The following is a 20,424-nucleotide window of genomic DNA, read 5'->3' as shown; positions in this document are numbered from 1 at the left end:
TTGTTACTATTTAAAACCTACGGTACGTTTCGGTCAGTTCAAAAACCCTGGCCATTATATCCTGCTCAACCTTGTCAAACTCACGGCCGTCGCGGCGGGCAAAAACCCTTTCGGTAGTGGCAACAGCCTTTTGCAAGCTATATACTTCATACCCCTGCGGACCGCCCCAGGCAAAATCAGGTATATAATTGCGCGGGTAACCCGAGCCAAATACATTGGCGCTAACCCCTACCACCGTACCGGTGTTAAACATGGTGTTTATACCGCACTTGGCATGGTCGGCCATGATAAGGCCGCAAAACTGCAAGCCTGTTTTACGGAAACGCTGGGTAGCATAATCCCATAACCGCACCTCCTCGTAATTATTTTTAAGGTTTGAGTTATTAGTGTCTGCCCCTATGTTGCACCACTCGCCCAATACCGAATTGCCCAAAAAACCCTCGTGCCCCTTGGATGAGTAGCCCCACACAACACTGTTGTTAATTTCGCCGCCAACACGGCAATACGGCCCTATTGTGGTAGCCCCGTATATCTTAGCGCCCATTTTAACCTGCGAGTTATTGCACAACGCAAATCCTCCGCGTATATGTACGCCCTCCCATACCTCGGTTTGTTTGCCCAGGTAAATGGGCCCATTAGTGGTGTTAAAGGTTGAGCACTCGGCAACCGCGCCTTCCTCGGCAAAAAACCTGTCGCCAATTATGGTATTGGTTTTACTTATGGCGGCGCTTGTACGCCCTTTGGTAAGCAGGTCAAAGTCTTTTTCTAATTCCCCGCCGTTTTGCCTGAAAATGTCTTCGGGGTGGCGTATAAAGGTAAATCTTTCTTCGTAGGGGGTTGTTTTCTCAAAATTGTTGTTAACATCAAAGCTTTTAGCCGCGGCTTCGTCCAGCCTAACCGCTATAAGCATATCATCCTTTTTTAAAGCTTCGCCGGGCTGCAGATTGTTTACAGCGGCTGTTAAAGCGTCGTCGGGGCAAACTGCCCCGTTAATAAAAATATTATTCCCCTCTGTACGCAGCGGAAATTTAGCCTGCAGATAATCCTGCGTGTGGTATGAGTAGTCGGCTTTAAGATACTTGGCCCACTTTTCGGCAATGGTTAAAATACCAATACGCAAATTGGCAACCGGGCGGGTAAAGGTTAACGGCAGTAATGTATGATGAGCGTTATCGTCAAAAAGGATGATTGCCATGGCGCAAAAATAAAAAAAGTCCCGACTGCACAGCCGGGACCTGTAAATATATTTTACTGCAACAGTTACTTTTTGTTGTAACGTGTACGGAATTTATCAATACGGCCTGCAGTATCTACCAGTTTCATTTTACCAGTATAAAAAGGGTGCGAAGTGTGCGAAATCTCTAATTTAACTAACGGATACTCGTTGCCATCTTCCCACTTTACTGTTTCACGGGTATCGATGCATGATTTGGTTAAAAAAGAATAGTCGTTAGACATATCCTTAAAAACAACTAACCTATAATTTGATGGATGCAGATCTTTTTTCATTGTTATATAGTTCTTCTATTAAAAGAGGCGCAAATATAGTTATTTATTTATAATGTAAAAAGGCTAATTTAAAATAGTTTCGCTACCCGTTTAGCGTTAAGCAAAGCGCCGGTTGGCTCGTATGCGCATGGTGCTCTGCAAGCGACCGCCAAGACGAATGTTTTAGAATAACAAGCAAGTTCACAACCGGACGGAGTCCTGCATTTATCTGATTGGATTTAAGAGCGCTGCGCTAACTCTTAAACCAGCGATGGGTGACAACATCAACAAAGGCAGCAGCCTTAATTGACATGATATTTATTCATAAATTCAACATCAAAAATTCCCCCTTCAGGGGGTTAGGGGGTTCTCCTGGCACAACTCCACCAGCACCCCGCCCGCGCTTTTAGGGTGCACAAAGCAAACCAGCTTATTATCGGCGCCTGGCTTAGGTTTATCATTCAATAAAATAAATCCCTCAGCTTTTAAACGCGCCATTTCCGCTTCAATATCATCTACCTCAAAAGCGATGTGATGTATACCCTCTCCTTTCTTTTCAATAAACTTGCTTACAGCACTATCTAAAGATGAGGCTTCGAGCAGTTCTATTTTGTTAGGCCCGGCCTGCAGAAAAGCGGTTTTTACAAATTCAGAAGCCACTTCCTCTACTTTATACACTGAAGTATTCAACAGTTTTTCATACAAACTGCCCGCGGTTTTGATGTCTTTTACGGCGATGCCGATGTGTTCTATTTTGTTCATTTTTATTAGGTCCGGAAGCCAGGGAAGCCCGAAGGTCCGGAAGATATTTGTGGCAGGGATCGACATACGGTTTAACCTGTCTTTTCTGACTGTCTGACTTTCAAACATTCCGGCTATACAAACCACCTTTCGCACTACTTAAATCAACCTCCGTATGACAATTTTAAATAATTTATTTGTATATCTTTGTAATGTTAAACATATACAATGAACATTCCTATCTACTTAGATAATAACGCAACCACCCCTATGGATCCCAGGGTGCTTGAAGCGATGATTCCATACTTTACACAAAAGTTTGGTAATGCGGCAAGCCGCAACCATCATTTTGGCTGGGTAGCCGAAGAAGGTGTTGACTACGCACGCGAACAAGTGGCAAAGTTAATTGGCGCCACCGAAAAAGAGATCATCTTTACCTCAGGCGCTACCGAATCAGACAACCTGGCTATTAAGGGCGTGTTTGAGATGTATAAAGATAAAGGCAACCACATTATTACCGCGGTTACCGAGCATAAGGCCGTACTTGACGCCTGCAAGCATGTTGAAAAACTGGGTGGCCGTGTAACTTACCTTCCTGTTAAAGAGGATGGTTTGGTTGACCTTGCCCAGCTGGAAGCTGCCATGACGCCCGAGACCATCCTGGTATCCATTATGTACGGCAATAATGAGATTGGTGTTATACAGCCCGTTAAAGAGATTGCAGCCATTGCCCACAGGCACGGCGCTTTATTTATGACAGATGCTACCCAGGCGGTAGGCAAAATACCTGTTGATGTAAATGCCGACGGGATTGACCTGCTGGCGTTATCGGCACATAAAATGTACGGCCCTAAGGGTGTTGGCGCTTTGTACGTACGCCGTAAAGGCCCGCGTGTTAAGGTTACAGCCCAAATGGACGGCGGTGGCCATGAGCGTGGCATGCGTTCGGGCACGTTGAACGTACCGGGTATTGTTGGCCTGGGTAAAGCATGTGAAATAGCTAACCAGGAAATGGCATCAGAGGCATTGCGCCTATCGTCATTACGCGACAAGCTGGAAGCATCATTAACAGAACTTGAAGAGAGCTATGTAAACGGCAACAAGCAATACCGCTTGCCGCATGTGGCCAATATATCATTTAAGTATGTTGAGGGCGAGGGCCTGATGATGGCAATGAAGGATTTGGCAGTATCGTCAGGTTCGGCTTGTACATCTGCTTCGCTTGAGCCGTCATACGTATTAAAAAGCTTAGGCCTGTCAGACGATTTGGCACATTCTTCGATACGTTTTGGCTTAGGACGCTTTACCACGGAAGAAGAGGTTGATTACGCGATAGAAGTGACCAAAAAAGCGGTTAACCATCTGCGCGAACTTTCACCACTGTGGGAAATGTTTAAAGAAGGCATTGACCTTAACTCAATTGAGTGGGCAGAACATTAATTGATATGCAGATGCGCTAAAGCGCAGGTGCGAATTAAAAATATTATATGAATGCAGGTTTATACTATAAATCAATCATTCACAAACTAAAAAAATAAAGACAATGGCATATTCAGATAAAGTAATTGATCATTACACCAACCCCCGCAATGTGGGTACGTTGGATAAAAGCAGCCACAAAGTGGGTACCGGCCTTGTTGGCGCCCCTGAGTGCGGCGACGTGATGCGCTTGCAGATTGAGGTTGATGATAACAACATCATTACCGACGCTAAGTTTAAAACATTTGGCTGCGGTTCGGCCATCGCCTCATCATCACTGGCTACCGAATGGCTAAAAGGCAAAACCATTGACGACGCCATGGCGATTGACAACATGGACATTGTTGAAGAGCTTGCCCTTCCGCCGGTAAAAATTCACTGCTCGGTTTTAGCAGAAGACGCTATAAAATCGGCCATTAACGATTACCGCGTAAAAAACGGTATGCAGCCGATAGAGTTGGAGAAATCGCATCACTAAATTGGTGTATAGTATCAAGTAGTGAGTATCAGGTATCAAGACTAGATAGAAATATCGACACTGATACAACTTACGACTTGATACTGATAAATAAAAGTTGAGTATTGAGGTAGCGAGTATCAGGTTTTAAAGACTATTTAGAACCGTTAATACATGATAGAAATATTTGCGACTTGATACGAATAAAAAATGTTAAGTATCAGTTATCAAGATTGTCTTAAAAGTTATTTAATACAAAAAATACTTGCGACTTGATACTAACTACTTGATACTAATAATGAAATGGTAACAGTAACTGATAAAGCAAAAGAAAAGGTAGAACGCCTGATGCAGGATTCGGGGCTTGATGCGTCGTACTTTCTGCGGGTGTCTGTGCAAGGTGGCGGTTGCTCAGGTTTATCGTACAACCTTGATTTTGATAATGAAGAAAAAAAGGGCGACCAGTTTTTTGAGGATAAAGGCATACGCATGGCGCTTGATATGAAATCATTTTTATACCTGGCCGGCACCGAGCTTGACTTTAGCGACGGGCTGAACGGCAAGGGCTTTAACTTTAATAACCCCAACGCCAGCCGTACCTGCGGTTGCGGAGAAAGTTTTTCGGTATAAATATCAGGAAACAAAAAAATAGCAGTAGGCGCCCAAACGGGTGCCTTTTTTTGTGCCTCACCCCCCGCCCTTTCCAAGGGTGAGGGGGCGTTTTCCTTGCAGTTCATAGCCGCTCCTGCCGCAGCCCTTCCGCCACACTTGCAAGGCATTGTGTTGCAACTTGGATGCTAATTAAATTTCGGCGGTGCCGTATAGGTATTTTGCAGTTTAAACCACCAGTTGCTTTCGCCTGCAGGCAGGTTGTTTCCTTTTATATTGATAACGTAACAGGCAGGTGTACCCTTTGTGGTGTATGTTAACTCCTGCCCCGGCTGCGCGGATGTAAACGTGCGCGACGCCACCGGCTTCGACAGCGTATTACCCGGCAGCAGTTTACAAACCTCAAGCACCAGGTTGCTGCCGCGCGACCATCCCGCGGTATAATAGTCAAGCATTTTTGATGTAAGTTTTTTATTGCCATCAACCCATATACGGCATACTTCCTGCCGGGTACCGCTTGCCGGTTTAATACCCAAATCCTTATTTCCTTCCCACTCCTGTGTAATATCGGCCGACGGGATTTTATAAGTACCTGTTATACCGGGGCGAGCCAGCACCAGGTAACCCCTGCCATTAATATTGGCCGGTACCTTTACAGTTATCTGTCCGTTTGTTACAGTAGCGTTAGCGTCATGGTCGGTATAGTCTGTCAAAACAGTACCATTGGGTATAGTGGTGTTTACCGTTACCGAAATATCATTTTGCTGATCGCTGTTTAAAAAAACCATGGCCTGGCTTCCACCTGTTTTTTGAAAGGCGTAAACATACCCGTTACCCGCCACCTGCTCGTTGGTTAGGCCGCCTGTGGTAATAAAGTTATGGCACCATATTAACTTATTTAAATGCTGATTAAGCGTTTTCTTACCTATCATGGTGGCCCCGTAGCTACCCGCGTCGGTATTCCAGTCTTTTGAGGCTATCAGCGGTGTACCATAGCCAATAGTAAGGATGTAAGCGTAACCCAGCAAACACTCTTTAGGCAGCGCAACGCGCGGCATGGTGCCTATCGGCGTTTCCATATCTGCCTCGTTTAACACTGTAACTGCCTGCTCGGGGTCAATAGCCATTACGCTGCGGTAGCCGCTGAATTTGCCGGGATTCTCCGGCTTTTGCTGCGGGTTAATGGCATTTACCAGCCGGCTGCTATCTTTACTGTTCCAGCTGAGGTATTTAGATTGCAGCGCGCCAATTTTATACTTGTCAGTTTTGCAGATAGCAATAAGCAGCGGCTGCAGCATTTGGTCCATCATGGTAAAGTTGTTTCCCTTTTCGCCAATGCTCTTTTCCAGCCACTCCTGTAGCTGGTAGTTGCTGTACCAGGTACCCACCAGTTCGGCCATTGAAAACTTGCCCTTCATAGCGCCATAATTCACAAAGTCGCGCAGGAAGTTCCATGATATGCCCGAGGCATTATCAAGCCGGTAGCCCTGCACCCCGGTAGCGCGCACCAGCCAGTCGCCGGCAATTTTTATCTGCTCGGCACACCACACCCCGGTAGTACCGTTTATGTTTTTTTGCCCTGTTATGTGTGCAAAATCAGGCCCCCAGCGTGTTTCCTTATCGCCGGTAGGCGTGCCGTCCGGGTATAACAGCGATGGCAGGTCGGTATCGCCGGGGGCACCCGGTATCGTGCCGTACTGGGCAAAGTCGCCCGCGTATTTGGGGAACCTGCCGCCGTTATCATTACCATAAGCGTCTTTATATCCTAACACCTGGTAATGCGGCGCAACCGGCTTTATGTTAAGGCCGTTACGCTGGTTCACCACAAAATCATGGTAAGCTTCTAACCCGTTGGCACGCAGGGTAGCTATACAACGCGTAAGCTGGTTACGCGAGCCGTAACGTGTTTCTAAAGTGCCGTTCTGAACTTTATCGCCCAGGTCGTAATCATCAAATATGCCGTAGCCTACATCATATATTCCTCCCGGCGCGTACTTGGGTTTCAAAGCAAAGCCGTAATAACCACCGCTGCCCTTAGGGAACGAGGGGAGCCACACCGCCGTAATGCCGCTTGCGGCTATCTCATTAGCCTTTTGCGAAAGCCTGTCGTAAAACCAAACATCGGTTTGCGGCAATGATTGCTTATCGTTAGGGCACGGTACGCCCCAGGTATGCGCGGTATCCCATGCCGTGCCGTCCCAATAGGGCCCCATAGTAAACCCCTGCATTATCACCTTTTTGGGAACAAGGTTTGTTTGCGCGCAGCAGATATTAAGTATACCTGTCAGCAATAGCGGCAAAAGATATTTTTTCATGTAACGGGAGGTCTGATTTATTAATTTGATTAGTTTAACAGATGGGCAAAACTAAAAACTTAATAACTTCATACAATCAGACATTTTGCAAAAATAATATAGATTTGTGCTATAAACCCCGTTAGTAAATGGTCTTCGAAAATAAGCTTACTACTATTCCCGGCTTAATACGCAACGTTGTTGCTAACGTGCACCCCGATACGCATCCGTTTTTAAGTCATAAGGTAAACGGTACCTGGGTGGATATATCCTATAAAGAAGCCCTTGAAAAGATCGACGCCATATCGGCATGGTTCCTGAGCATTGGTATCAAAAAAGGCGACCACCTGGCCCTGATTATTGAAAACGGACCCGATTTTGTTTATTACGACCAGGCTTTGCAACAGATAGGCGCCGTAAACACCTCTATCTATCCTACCCTTAGCGAAGCCGATATTGAATATATCCTGAACGACTCGGGCGCGCGCACCATCCTTGTGGGTAACCCGTTCCTGCTCCGTAAAGTAGCAAAAGTGGCTAACAACTGCCCTAAATTAATACGTATAATACCGGCCTTTGACGACCATGCCAAGCATATAAATATTGTACTTAAAGCGGGGGTTATCAACTTTAAACAGGTTATTGATGAGGGACTGAAAATAGTAGCGGCACACCGGCGAGCCATTGATATTGCGCGCGAAGCGATATTGCCGTCAGACCTGTCATGCCTGATTTACACATCGGGCACCACAGGCACGCCCAAGGGTGTTATGCTAACGCATGATAACCTTACAGCCAACGTTTGGGCCAGCCTGATGCAAATAACCGTGGTAACTGAAAATGATGTATTTCTGTCGTTTTTGCCGCTGTCTCACGTGTTTGAGCGTACGGCCACCTATCATGTTTGCCTGACGGTAGGCTGTAAAATGGTGTTTGCGCAAAGCATTGACCTGCTAGCCAAAAACATGGCCGAAGTGAAGCCTACAATTATGAACTGCGTACCCCGGCTGCTTGAACGCATACAGGATAAAGCAGTAAAAGCAGGCACGGCCGGAGGCGGTGTTAAGACAGGTATATTTAATTGGGCGTTAGGCATTGGCCGTAAATACCGCGAAACAAAAGAGGCCGGTAAAACGCCGGGTATATGGTTAAGCACACAGCACGCCCTGGCCGATAAGCTGGTATTTGGTAAGATAAAAGAAAAAACAGGCGGGCGCTTAAAGTTCATCCTGTCTGGCGGCGGCGCGCTGCCTAAAAATGTAGGTGAGTTTTTTGGTGACCTCGGTATTAAAGTACTCGAAGGGTTCGGACTTACAGAAACATCGCCGGTAATGTCAGTTACCGAGAATGACCGCCAGGTTTATGGCACGGTAGGCCGTATTATACCCGGCATTGAGGTAGCCATACAAAATGTGGATACCAAGAAGATATATACTGTACAAACGCACGAAAGCTTTAAGCCCGATTTTCAGTCGGAAGAGGGCGAGATTATTGTGCGGGGCCATTGTGTAATGAAAGGCTACTGGAACAAGCCCGAAGAAACCGCCGCGGCTATTGATAAGGGCGGATGGTTTCATACCGGTGATATCGGCCGCTTTTTTAAGGGCAACCTGCAAATAACCGACAGGCTGAAAAACATGCTGGTTAACGCCTACGGGAAAAACATTTACCCCACGCCGGTAGAGAATACCTACCTGAAAAGTCCGAAGATTGAGGGGGTATTTTTGTTGGGCGACAAACGTGATTATGTTACTGCTATTATAATTCCGTCAAGAGATGCCATGCAGGAAAAATTCGGCCTCAAAGATGCCTGGTTTGAAAAGCCGGAACCTTTTATTGACGACAACGAGATCATCCAGTGGATAAACCAGGATATACGCCAGCTATCCAACGAACTGGCCAAGTTTGAGCGTATCAAAAACTTCACCATAAAACGCAAGCCATTCAGCATGGAAGAAGGCGAGATAACCCCTACCATGAAAGCCAAACGCAAAGTGATTGAAAAGAAATACGCTGATGTGATTGAGGGATTGTATGCTGGCGAAGAGATTGGGGATTGATAAAGATAAAGTCAAAATTCAAAAGTAAAAATCTTAGTTATCACCGGGCTTTCATTGCAAGGGACAAGGCAATCTCTGCGCCACCACATGCTATGGCTTCATAAACGCAGTTCCTAATAAGGTCGTCACTAAAGAACGTTACCAAGCCTGAAACGTCATTTCTGTAAGGGTGTATGCATTGTTTTCTGCAAGAGGTCTTGCATTAATAAAGGAAATATTCGGCGTAACAAGCCTTAAAGAGATTGCTTCGTTCCTCGCAATGACGGTTATTTATATACTTATTAGTTTAAAGACATTACAAAAGAGAGTATAGAGCCTGACGAACAGAAGTTCACCTTAAAATCCGGCATCGGCTGGCACGGGTAGCATTGGCAGTGCCATAGTACTAACTTTAACAGGGTCAGGCGCAGCCGGGAGTTTTCTTTTTGGTACTTTTTCTTTTGCGGAAAAAGAAAAAGTACATCCACTGGCTTTCGGCAAAGCACTTTACCGAGCCTAACGAAGCGCCGCAGGTATGACAAGCATGTAGATTGCTTCGTACCTCGCAATGGCGGTTATATACTTAATTCGTTTGAAGACATTACAAAAGAGAGTATAGAGCCTGACGAACAGAAGTTCACCGCAAAAACCGGCATCGGCTGGCACGGGTAGCATTGGCAGTGCCATAGTACTAACTTTAACAGGGTCAGGCGCAACCGGGAGTTTTCTTTTTGGTACTTTTTCTTTTGCGGAAAAAGAAAAAGTACATCCACTGGCTTTCGGCAAAACACTTTACCAAGCCTAACGAAGCGCCGCAGGTATGACAAGCATGTAGATTGCTTCGTTCCTCGCAATGACGGTTATTTATATACTTAATTAGTTTAAAGACATTACAAAAGAGAATATAGAGCCTGACGAACAGAAGTTCACCGCAAAAACCGGCATCGGCTGGCACGGGTAGCATTGGCAGTGCATTAGCACTAACTTTAACAGGGTCAGGCGCAGCCGGGAGTTTTCTTTTTGGTACTTTTTCTTTTGCGGAAAAAGAAAAAGTACATCCACTGGCAATGATATGGCACACATCCGATCCTAACGACGCACTGGCTGAACAGTCTAAAGAGATTGCTTCGTGCCTCGCGATGACGTTCACCTACAACGATGCCCTTAAAGTAAGATAAAAAGGAACCTCAACCTGTTGCTTTAAGTTTTGCAGGATAAGTTCAGCGGCCATAGCACCCATCTTTTCAAAGTCTGTTGATATGGTAGTGATCCCGTTCAGGATTATTTTTTTAAGCGGGGTTTCATTATAGGATATTACCCCTACCTGCTCGCCAACAATTAATTTCTGACTGATAATTTTTTCGATAACGGTGACCAGGTCGTCCTCCATTAAAATAATATACACCTCCCCCTCAGCTATCGGCTCGGCCCCTATATCATACACAACTTTACCCGTAAAGGCATATTGATGGCAAAAACGGTTAAAGCCCTTTAATATCTCCACCGGGAAATAACTGCGTTTGGGGAATAACACCTTCAACGTATTGTAATTACTTAGCCGACTAAGCGCACTCTCTAAAGCAGTATAAATGTCCTTGTCGAAATTCTGATAAACCGCCGCATACTCTCCGTTTACGCCTTTAACCTGCTTATCCAGCAACACCAGTTTTTCTTTAGGGATAGTGTTTATCACTTCATGCGCATTGTCCCTGTCCTCTAAAAAATGCGGAATAATAACGTAATGCGAGTAACTATCTTTTTTTTCGTTCAACAGCTTTTTAAACAGGCTAAAATCATTGTTGTAAATGTAAAAGTCTACGGCTATGTGGTCGCCTATGGCTTTTACAAAAGCATCATAAATGATTTTTTTATGCGCGCTCAGTTTATTAAAAAGCAGGAAGATTTTAAGGGTTTGCACCAGGTCGGTGTTAATAATATAGTAGCCCTTACCCGGCACCGAACCCAGCAAGCCTATCTTTTTCAGGTGCTTATAACCCCGTTCGGCTGTATCGCGTGATACCTCAAGCACATTACTCAACTCGTTGATAGATGGCAGCAACTGGTCTTTAGTTATCTGCCCTGCCTCAATCGCCTTCATTATTGAATTGGAGATCTGCAGGTATTTGGGCGTGGCCGAATACTCGTCTATAAAAATATATTCAAAGATGCTTAGCGGTTTCATGAGCAGATAGTATGGTATCAATACCTAAAATATTGCCTAATTTAGCAATTTTAGCGGCGATATGCCCTCCCCGCTGCCCAATGCTGCCAAGGCCGGTGTTTTTGTGCTAGTCAATAATAAAAACGGTTAAACTTCGCGGCCCGTGTGCGCCCAGTACCAGCGATTGCTCGATATCTGCTGTTTTTGACGGGCCTGAAATGAAGGTACCATAATTGTACCGGGCATTGCCTATACGTTCATAGGCCTGGTGCATGCTGCCCACTATATTAGCCGCGTTAACAACCAGCGCAAGGTGCTGGCATATAAACGGCAAAACCCGTTTTTGTATATCCTCTTCGGTTAACCACAAGGCACCATTCTCTGCTACAGCCAAACGGACTTTAAAAACGCTCAGCTCCACATCAGCGGCATGGTAATTATCGTCATCAACAGCTAATGCATTGTTTATGCCCGACAGGTTTGATACCACCGGGCCGTGCGTAAACCGCTCACTTATTACTTTGTTTATTTCATCAATACCGGCTACACGGTGTACACTGCTGCCAATACCCATAGCTGTTGCAATAAACCTCTCCACTGCATCCTCACTGGTGTACAGGTCATTAAAAATGCTTACATCAGGCAACGGCGAGTTATCCGGCTGATTGGCCAATACGGCCGCGAGTATATTGCTCCTGCTGCTCATAACCTGTTTTTTTTATACCATTCGGCAAATGATTGTGCCGGGGCTTCGGGCATATCGCGCTGGTTGTACCAGGGGTTTAACTTGTTTCCGGCAGCAAATGGCGCCAGGCGCATCACAGTACGGCCGGCCTTGCCCGCAAACCGGTAAAATGCCGGCGACGACAAGGTTAGCGCCATCCCCTTCATCATTAGTTTTTTTGCTTCGGGCGCGTAGCCCTCTTTTACAATAACCTGCCGCCATTTGTACAGCTGGTCGTGAATATCTATTTTAACCGGGCACACATTTGAACACGAGCCGCAAAGCGTTGAGGCAAAGGGCAGATCGGCGTGTTGTTTCATATCCAGGTTGGGCGCCAGTATTGAACCTATGGGGCCGGCTATGGCGCTGTGGTAACTGTGGCCGCCGCTGCGCCGGTATACAGGGCAGGTATTCATACAGGCGCCGCAGCGTATGCATTTAAGGGAATTACGGAAGTCTTCGCGGCCAAGCTGCGTACTGCGGCCATTATCAACCAGTATTACATGCATTTCTTTACCTGCAGCAGGCGTTTTAAAATGGCTGGAATAGGTGGTGATGGGCTGCCCGGTGGCGCTGCGGGTGAGCAACCTTAAAAATATGCTTAAATGCTTACGTAACGGTATAATCTTTTCAATACCCATGGCTGCTATATGTACATCTGCCAGGTGTGCGCCCATATCGGCGTTACCTTCGTTGGTACAAACTACAAACTCGCCGGTTTCGGCCACGGCGAAATTTACGCCGGTTAACGCCGCCTTGCGTGTTAAAAACACTTCGCGCAGGTGCTGGCGGGCGGTTTCGGTAAGTACTTGCGGGTCCGTCTCGCCTTCGGCAGATCCTAAGTGCCGGTGAAACAGGTCGCCAATTTCTCCTTTTTTCTTGTGGATGCATGGCAACACAATGTGACTGGGCGGCTCGTTGGCCAGTTGTACAATACGTTCGCCTAAATCGGAGTCAATTACTTCAATACCATTTTCGGCAAGATAGTCGTTCAGGTGACATTCTTCGGTAAGCATTGACTTACTTTTTACCATACGGTTTATGCCGTGGCTTTTTAAAATATTATGCACAATGCGGTTATGCTCATCGGCATTTGCTGCCCAGTGCACTTTTACGCCGTTGGCAATGGCGTTAGCCTCAAATGCCTGTAAATAGCCATGCAGGTTTGATAACGCGTTGTGTTTTATTTGCGATGCGGCTTCGCGCAGTTCTTCCCATTCGGGCAAACGGTTTACAGACAGGTCGCGCTTTTGGCGTATCCACCATAACGTTTCATCATGCCAGTTAACCCGTTCCTCATCCCTGTTAAAATCGTTTGCCCTTGCAGCGTGGTCCATCGTGCTCTGTTTCATAAGGCTGCATTTAAAATTTGGGCTATGTGTATCACTTTTACCGGGCTGTTTTGCCGGCGCAATATGCCCTCCATGTGCATCAGGCATGACAGGTCTGCCGCTGTGATGTACTCCGCGCCGGCAACAACATGGTCTTCCACCCTGTCTTTGCCCATTTTTACGGATACGGCTTCTTCCGTTACACAAAATGTACCGCCAAAGCCGCAGCATTCATCAGCGCGTTTGAGCGGCACCATGTTGATGCCTTTTACCATGTTTAGCAACTGCATGGGTTTTGAATACGGTGCGGCTACAAGTTCCGTCATTTGCGACAGGTGGAGCCCGCGCTGCCCATGACAGCTTTGGTGCAAGCCTACCTTGTGCGGAAAGCTTGCCTCCAGGTGTTTCACCTTGATAATATCTGTTAAAAATTCAACCAGCTCATAAACTTTACCGCGGATGGCTGTGGCGGCGGCTTCGTTTTTATGCGAGTGCAGATGCTGTTTTATGTGCAGCGTACAACTGCCTGAAGGGCAAACGATATAATCGAACGCGGCAAAATTATCAACGAACAACTCGTTACAACCGCCGGTTAAATGCTCAAAGCCGGAATTGGCCATAGGCTGACCGCAGCAGGTTTGCCTTAAGGGAAAATCAACATCAAGCCCCAATTTTTCAAGCAGCTGCAATGTCGCGATAGCGGCCTTAGGGTAAAACTGATCAACGTAGCAGGGTATGAATAAACCTATGCGCATATTTTTATCTCGCTGGTTGCCGAAAAGTATTGCAATGTAATGAGGTTATGCGGTAAGGGCAGCCGGTTCCAGCTTTTGTGTATGGCAAGGGCGGTACCCATAGCCGTAGCCTGCGCCATTGAGGCCGCATATATTTCCATATCGGGGAAGGCTGAGGCCAGCAGGTGCATAAAAATGGAGTTTTTGCTAAAGCCGCCATCCACAAATATTTTTTTCACCGCGGTGCCTTTTAACACCAGCCGTGTTGATTCGTACTGCCGCTGCACCAAATCGAGCATCAACTGGTGGTAGGCCTCGCTATAATTAGCAAATACCGACAGATCCCGTTGCGGAAATACTGAAGTTTTAAGCCCGTTGTGCTGTGCCGGTATTAACGGCGCGTTTTGCTGAAGGTTTAATAACACATCTACATCAAAACGTACATGTTTATATTCGTTATGCGGAGATCTGAAATGTTTTGCGATACGCGCGGTTTGCTCCTCATGCTCAAGCCCGGCCAAAAACCTTGAGGCTTTTACCGGCTTGCCTTTATACTGCAGGTAACACAGGCAATCATTAAGCAACTCATCCTGCGTTAACGGCGCGTGGTTAAACGGGTTCAGACTAATGCTCCAGGTGCCGGTTGATAGCAGCAAAAAGGGTTCGTGAAAACTTACCAGGTAAGGTATTAAGGCAGCCGAACTATCGTGCAGGCCCGATCCCGCTTTAATATTATGCCCGTGATAGTTAACATTTGCGGTAATATGCGCGGGGGCAACGGCGGCAAACTTAACCACCAGGCCCTCGTTTTTAACCCAATGATGGTAATCGTTGGCTTTAAAGTTCCACAAGCCGGTATGGCAGCCGATACTGGTGAGGTCGGTATATGCCTCACCGGTTACTAAAAAACTTAAGTATTGCGGTAAGTGCAGCGCGTATTTAATTTTCTTAAAAACATCCGGCCGTTCATATTTTAAGCGATATAGCTGCATCCCCGAGTTAAGGCTTCCTAAAACAGGCGAAGCGGTTTCGCCGGATAGTGTTACTTCACCTCCATAATCAGCGTAGAATTTCGTTTTTAGCTGTTCGGGGTATGGTTTAAGGTAGTTGTACAAAGGTGTAAGCGCCCGGCCCGACTCATCTATATATACAAAGCTTGCGCCGTAAGTAGAAAAATTTATCGCCTTGATGCTAAATTTATCTAACGAAGTAATTTCCTGCAACGATGCAAAAAACCAATCAGTTAATGTTTGCAGGTCCTCGCAGGGGTAACCATCTTCATCGGCCACTTCGGCAAAACGTGCCGTACGCTCATACACCACCTTATAATCCTCGTTAAAAAGGAAAACCTTTTTATTGGTTTTGCCAATATCAAATATCGCTATAACCGGTATCGCCGCCATCATTACAAGCCGGTAGCCACCGTTTTTTGTCCGCGTTCATTTATTAACTGCTCGCGCACCTTTAACTCCCTGAATAAAGCAACCGGCGCTAATGCCCCGCCTGCGCGCAGCCGTGCCTCGGCAACCAGCGGACGCACATCGGTACGGAAAGCTTCCTGCAAAATTTCCTGGCAGGCAACCACATCGTTATTTGCCTGTGCTTTGTTTAGCGCCTCACGGTCAACCGTAAGCGCTTGCGCATAGGCAATCATAATCGCTTCTACTGATTGCAGCAGGTCTTCAAGCGGGTCTTTTACATTATGCGATGCATCTATCATCCAGCCGAGGCCGGTAGCATGGTCCATACCTTTTGCATCCATGCCGTCAACCAGTTCATTAAATATCAGGAACAATTGATAAGGTTTAATGCTGCCGGTTGTAAGGTCGTCATCACCGTATTTTGAATCGTTAAAATGGAAGCCGCCCAGTTTGCCTTCCATCAGTAACAGCGATACAATTTGCTCTATATTGGCATTGGGGAGGTGGTGACCTAAATCAACCAGCGTGTATGCCTGCGGACCAAGTTTGGTAGCGTACAATAACGACTGCCCCCAATCGCCAACAGTGATTGAGTAAAAATTAGGCTCAAATGCCTTATACTCAACAAACATTTTCCAGTTAGCAGGCAATGCTTTATATATCTGCTGCAAGCTGTCCAACGTGTTTTGGAACGCCTTGCGAAAATTGAGCTGCCCTGGAAAGCATGATCCATCGGCCAGCCAAACGGTTAACGAATCAGAACCTAAAGCCTCGCCGTGGCGGATCACTTCAATATTATGATCTATAGCCTGCTGGCGCACAGCTTTATCTACATGCTGCAGCGAACCAAATTTATAGCTGTGCTGCTGCCCCGGCTGATCCTGGAAAGTATTGGAGTTTACGGCGTCAAACTTTAAATCATATTGCGCGGCCAATGCTTTTATAGCCTGTACATCTTTTGGAATATCCCAGGGGATATGCAGCGATATGGCGCCGCTTGAGCGGTTGAGTGCATGCAGCAAGCCGATATCTTCCATTTTATCTTCTAAACTGCGTGGCTCGCCGCCACCCGAAAAGCGGCCGAAACGGGTACCACCGGTGCCCAGCGCCCAGCTGGGTATGGCAATTTGAAAAGCTGCCAGCTTTGCCAGCACATTGTTAATGTTGGCTACGCTGCCGGCGCTGTAATCAAACTTTTTTTGGTGCCCGCTTATCAACCCATCGTTGTGCTGCTCAATTATCTTCTTCTCTAATTGCATTATAACTGGTTATTTTAAATAAAATACTTCTTTTAAGGGCATTACAACGGTGGAACCATCCGGGTTACTTGCCATAATATCGCTCATGTAGCGCCACCAACGCTGCATTAAATCACTTTTGCCAAATTCAGCTATCAAAGCAGGGTTATCAGCTTTTAGTACGCCGATAAGCGTGTTGGTATCCTCATCTAAAAAGATCGAATAATCATGCACACCCGCGTCTTTTATAAACCGGGGCAATTCGGGCCATATCTCATCGTGCCGCTTTTTATATTCTGCGGCACAGCCCTCATGCAGCTTCATTTTAAATGCAATGCGTTCCATGGTTTATCTATCTTACAAATGCCACGGCTACACCGCCGTCAACATTCAGCACATTACCTGTTGATTTGCTGAGCAAACCGCCGGTAAAGGCAAAGCAGGCGTTAGCGATATCTTCCGGCAGTATAATTTCGTTAAGTAAGGTGCGTTTGGCGTAGTAGGCAGGTAACTCTTCTACGGTAACGCCATAGGCTTTTGCACGTCCCTCGGCCCAGCCGCCTGCCCATATATTGCTGTCGCTGATAACCGCATCGGGGTTAACTACATTTACGCGTATTTTATCGCCGCCTAATTCGGCAGCGTTTAGCCTGCTCAAGTGCAGTTGTGCTGCTTTAGCACTGCCGTAACCGGCATTGTTAGGGCCGCTTACCAGCGCGTTTTTGCTAACGATATTAACGATATCGCCGCCTATATCCTGCTTTTTCATTACGGCCACAGCTGCCTGGGTTACCAAAAACTGGCCTTTTACCAATACATCGTATAATAAATCCCAGTCCTTTGTTGTGTGGTCGCCTATTGTTTTTGAAATGGATAAACCGGCATTATTCACAATAAGGTCTACCCCGCCGAAGGCAAGCGCGGCGATGTCCATTGTTGCCTGTATCTGTTCGGTATTAGTAACATCCATAACCGCTGTGGTGTAAGAGTCTTTACCGAATAAGCCCCTAAATTCTTCGGCAGCACTATCCAAACGTTCGGCGTTCATGTCATTTAGCACCACCACCGCGCCTTCGCTAACTAGTTTTTTGGCAATGGCTTTACCTATGCCACCAGCGCTGCCGGTTATTAGTGCAACCCTGCCAGATAGTGCTTTAGGTTTAGGCATACGCTGCAGTTTGGCTTCTTCAAGCAGCCAATATTCAATATTAAAGGCTTCCTGGCGCGGCAGTGACGTATATTCAGATACCGCTTCGGCACCCTTCATTACATTGATGGCATTGGTGTAAAACTCTGCCGCCACGCGCGCCGTTTGTTTATCCTTGGCAAAAGCGAACATACCCACGCCTTTAAACAGTATGATAACCGGGTTGGCATCACGGATGGCCGGACTGTTGGGATGCTTGCAGGTGTTATAATAATCTTCATACATTTTGCGGTAAGCCTCAAAAGCCGGTGCAAGCCGCTCTTTTACAGCCGCCACATCGCTTAAATCCTCACCCGCTTCCAGATCAAGCACTAACGGGCTGATCTTAGTCCTCAAAAAGTGGTCGGGGCAGCTGGTACCTAAAGGTGCCAGTCTATCCAGGTCGTTTGAGTTGATAAATTCCAGTACACGGGCATCATCAGTAAAATGACCGATCATCTGCGTTTTAGATGAACAAAAGCCGCGCAGAATTGGCGCTAGTGCAGCAGCCTGTTTTTTACGGTCAGCTTCGGGCAGGCTTTGCAGTTTTGCACCGCCAAAAACAGGCCCTTTTTTGCCGTAGTTCTGCTCCAGGTATTCGGCGCATTTTTCAATTACTTCAAGGGTGTTGATGTAGCTTTCGTAAGCCGTGTCGCCCCAGGTAAATAAGCCATGCGAACCCAGCATAATACCCCGTATGCCCGGATTAGCATCAAGGCAGGCCTTTAGCTGCAAACCCAATTCAAAGCCCGGCTTTTTCCATTCAACCCAGCCAATAGTACCGCCAAAAAGCTCTTCAGTAATTTTTTTACCGTCTTTTGCTGCCGCGATAGCGATGGCCGCGTCGGGGTGCAGGTGATCAATATGCGCGAAGGGTAAAAAACCGTGCAATGGCGTATCTATTGATGGCGCTTTAGATGCCAGGTCATATATGCTGTGGTTAAACAATTCAACCATTTCGTCTTCAAACTCCACGCCGCGGTAAACGTTTTTAAGGCTGCGCAACCTGTCGACATACAGTGCCGCCAGGCCGCTTTTTTTCAGCGTGCCCAAATCGCCGCCTGAACCTTTTACCCACATCACTTCTACCTGCTGACCGGTTAAAGGATCTTTAGCCATCACTTTGCAAGAGGTGTTGCCGCCGCCATAGTTGGTAAGGCGTAAATCGGCACCCAGTAAATTCGAGCGGTAAATAAGCAGGGCTACTTCATCCCCCGCCAGCCTGGCCGCTTCTGCTTCGTCCCATAAATAGCTTACATGCTTAAACCGTGTTTTATCAACAGACATAATATTTATTCTTTTTTTATTTAATTTATTTACAATGAGTTACCGTATCCTACGATGAATACCGACAGGATGATGGTTAATATACCAAGTACAAAAGTTCTGAATGTTTTTTTGCTTACCGCTTTCCACTCTTTTAACAACAGCCCCCAAAAGTTTGCTACCAATATGATGAAGGCCATGTGCAGTATCCATGAGCTTGCACCGTTACCCAGCCTGCTCTCGCCCATGCCGTAAAAAAAGAACTGCAAAAACCACATGGTACCGGCTATGGCGCAAAAAATATAGTTGCGTAATAAAGGCGTTTTAACATTGGTGTAATTGTTAAAAGTTTTGTTTTTAATGTTAAGCATGACGCACCAGATAAGGTTAGTGGTAAGCCCGCCCCAAAGTATTACTACATAGATTACATTATTTTGAAACAAAAACTCGCCTTGCCCGGGATTGGCAGCCTTCCATAAATCATTGGCTGCATCTGCCATTGATTTACCCGCCTCGATGCCAAAGTTAAAACACGCGCTTAACGTGCCCGATATGATGGCCACTATAAGCCCTTTAACCAGGCTGAATTCTTCAACACTTTCGTTTTTTTCGGCTGGGGTTATTTCTCTCTCTTTCAGCATGCCCGCCCTGCCGCATATAAAAATACCCAACAGGCATACAGCCACCCCTATCAGCACCAGGGAACCGCCCTGCGTTTGCAGCATACCGGTAAAGCTCACCTTGCCATCCGCCGGGTTAAAATCATAATATATAGCCGGCAGCAGCGCACCAAATGCCGAGCAAAAGCCCAGTACGATTGAGTTGCCTAGTGACATACCCAAGTAGCGCACGCCTAAACCATAGGTTAGTCCGCCTATACCCCACAACAGCCCCATTAAATAAGTTAAGCCCAGTATATTGCCGGTAGAGGCACCAATAATATCAGCAAACCCGGGAATGGTTAACCATGCTGCCAGCGGCGGTACAATCAGCCACGAAAAAAGCCCGCCCACTATCCAATAGCTCTCCCAGGCCCAGCCTTTAACCTTTTTGTAAGGCAAGTAAAAGCTGCCTGAGGCAAAACCACCTATCAAGTGAAAAATAACGCCAAATATTGCCTGCATTTATGTGTGGTTTATAATTATGAAAATTAACTATTATACCTGGTACGTCTAACCGATGCTAAAAAGCTACGACAGCTACCTGGTTGGCCGGGGCTAAATTAAATAATATCAAAAAGGAACTGTCCTTAGCCG

At 46.4% G+C, this 20,424-nt stretch carries 17 protein-coding genes; 4 read left to right on the top strand and 13 right to left on the bottom strand.

Features of this window, described 5'->3' with window-relative positions:
* Positions 1-10 precede the first annotated feature (10 nt).
* From DJ568_RS15215 to mce, 3 genes are all read right to left on the bottom strand, one after another.
* A complete protein-coding gene (locus DJ568_RS15215; RefSeq protein ID WP_114006152.1) occupies positions 11-1,195 on the bottom strand; it encodes a GlmU family protein in 1,185 nt (394 codons plus the stop codon).
* Between the two features lie 65 nt (positions 1,196-1,260).
* Positions 1,261-1,509, bottom strand: coding sequence for a type B 50S ribosomal protein L31 (locus DJ568_RS15210; RefSeq protein ID WP_114006151.1), 249 nt, complete (start codon positions 1,507-1,509; stop codon positions 1,261-1,263).
* Positions 1,510-1,839: 330 nt separating this feature from the next.
* On the bottom strand, positions 1,840-2,250 hold the full coding sequence (gene mce, locus DJ568_RS15205) for a methylmalonyl-CoA epimerase (RefSeq protein WP_114006256.1): 411 nt from the start codon (positions 2,248-2,250) through the stop codon (positions 1,840-1,842).
* A 207-nt stretch (positions 2,251-2,457) separates the two neighbouring features.
* Here mce and DJ568_RS15200 point away from each other — a divergent pair, with 207 nt between their 5' ends.
* The 3 genes from DJ568_RS15200 (at position 2,458) to DJ568_RS15190 (ending at position 4,795) form a co-directional block, all read left to right on the top strand.
* Positions 2,458-3,669, top strand: a complete 1,212-nt coding sequence (locus DJ568_RS15200) for an IscS subfamily cysteine desulfurase (RefSeq protein WP_114006150.1) — start codon at positions 2,458-2,460, stop codon at positions 3,667-3,669.
* 103 nt (positions 3,670-3,772) lie between these two features.
* Positions 3,773-4,186: a Fe-S cluster assembly scaffold IscU gene (iscU, locus tag DJ568_RS15195; protein WP_114006149.1), complete on the top strand. Its 414-nt coding sequence runs from the start codon at positions 3,773-3,775 to the stop codon at positions 4,184-4,186.
* A 282-nt stretch (positions 4,187-4,468) separates the two neighbouring features.
* Positions 4,469-4,795 (top strand): HesB/IscA family protein, encoded by a 327-nt coding sequence (locus DJ568_RS15190; protein ID WP_114006148.1) that lies wholly within the window; start codon positions 4,469-4,471, stop codon positions 4,793-4,795.
* 167 nt (positions 4,796-4,962) lie between these two features.
* On the opposite strand, the gene DJ568_RS15185 is transcribed toward DJ568_RS15190, so the two are convergent.
* Complete coding sequence (locus DJ568_RS15185; RefSeq protein WP_114006147.1) at positions 4,963-7,089, bottom strand: alpha-amylase family protein; 2,127 nt, start codon at positions 7,087-7,089, stop codon at positions 4,963-4,965.
* Between the two features lie 128 nt (positions 7,090-7,217).
* On the opposite strand from DJ568_RS15185, the gene DJ568_RS15180 reads away from it, so the two are divergent.
* Positions 7,218-9,128, top strand: a complete 1,911-nt coding sequence (locus tag DJ568_RS15180) for an AMP-dependent synthetase/ligase (protein WP_114006146.1) — start codon at positions 7,218-7,220, stop codon at positions 9,126-9,128.
* Between the two features lie 1,129 nt (positions 9,129-10,257).
* Here DJ568_RS15180 and DJ568_RS15170 read toward each other — a convergent pair.
* The 9 genes from DJ568_RS15170 to rhaT form a co-directional block, all read right to left on the bottom strand.
* Positions 10,258-11,289, bottom strand: a complete 1,032-nt coding sequence (locus DJ568_RS15170) for a GntR family transcriptional regulator (RefSeq protein ID WP_114006144.1) — start codon at positions 11,287-11,289, stop codon at positions 10,258-10,260.
* A 106-nt stretch (positions 11,290-11,395) separates the two neighbouring features.
* On the bottom strand, positions 11,396-11,974 hold the full coding sequence (locus tag DJ568_RS15165; protein ID WP_114006143.1) for a LutC/YkgG family protein: 579 nt from the start codon (positions 11,972-11,974) through the stop codon (positions 11,396-11,398).
* A complete protein-coding gene (locus DJ568_RS15160; protein WP_114006142.1) occupies positions 11,971-13,344 on the bottom strand; it encodes a lactate utilization protein B in 1,374 nt (457 codons plus the stop codon). The genes DJ568_RS15165 and DJ568_RS15160 overlap by 4 nt, the downstream gene beginning before the upstream one ends.
* A complete protein-coding gene (locus DJ568_RS15155; RefSeq protein ID WP_114006141.1) occupies positions 13,341-14,078 on the bottom strand; it encodes a (Fe-S)-binding protein in 738 nt (245 codons plus the stop codon). The genes DJ568_RS15160 and DJ568_RS15155 overlap by 4 nt, the downstream gene beginning before the upstream one ends.
* Positions 14,069-15,463, bottom strand: coding sequence for an FGGY-family carbohydrate kinase (locus tag DJ568_RS15150; protein ID WP_317047549.1), 1,395 nt, complete (start codon positions 15,461-15,463; stop codon positions 14,069-14,071). Before DJ568_RS15150 ends, DJ568_RS15155 begins: the two co-directional genes overlap by 10 nt.
* Positions 15,463-16,737, bottom strand: a complete 1,275-nt coding sequence (locus tag DJ568_RS15145) for a TIM barrel protein (protein WP_114006139.1) — start codon at positions 16,735-16,737, stop codon at positions 15,463-15,465. Before DJ568_RS15145 ends, DJ568_RS15150 begins: the two co-directional genes overlap by 1 nt.
* A 9-nt stretch (positions 16,738-16,746) precedes the next feature.
* Complete coding sequence (gene rhaM, locus DJ568_RS15140; RefSeq protein ID WP_114006138.1) at positions 16,747-17,061, bottom strand: L-rhamnose mutarotase; 315 nt, start codon at positions 17,059-17,061, stop codon at positions 16,747-16,749.
* Between the two features lie 7 nt (positions 17,062-17,068).
* Positions 17,069-19,189 carry a bifunctional aldolase/short-chain dehydrogenase gene (locus DJ568_RS15135; RefSeq protein WP_114006137.1) on the bottom strand — a complete coding sequence of 707 codons (2,121 nt, stop codon included), beginning with the start codon at positions 19,187-19,189 and terminating at the stop codon, positions 17,069-17,071.
* A gap of 29 nt (positions 19,190-19,218) precedes the next feature.
* Entirely contained in the window at positions 19,219-20,292 is a 1,074-nt protein-coding gene (gene rhaT, locus DJ568_RS15130; RefSeq protein WP_114006136.1) for an L-rhamnose/proton symporter RhaT, read from the bottom strand.
* Positions 20,293-20,424: the final 132 nt, after the last annotated feature.

The sequence above is a fragment of the Mucilaginibacter hurinus genome (assembly GCF_003324525.1).
GTDB classification, from domain to species: domain Bacteria; phylum Bacteroidota; class Bacteroidia; order Sphingobacteriales; family Sphingobacteriaceae; genus Mucilaginibacter; species Mucilaginibacter hurinus.
The sequence above is the reverse complement of the archived record's forward strand: the minus strand, read 5'-3'. Positions and strand labels throughout refer to the sequence as shown.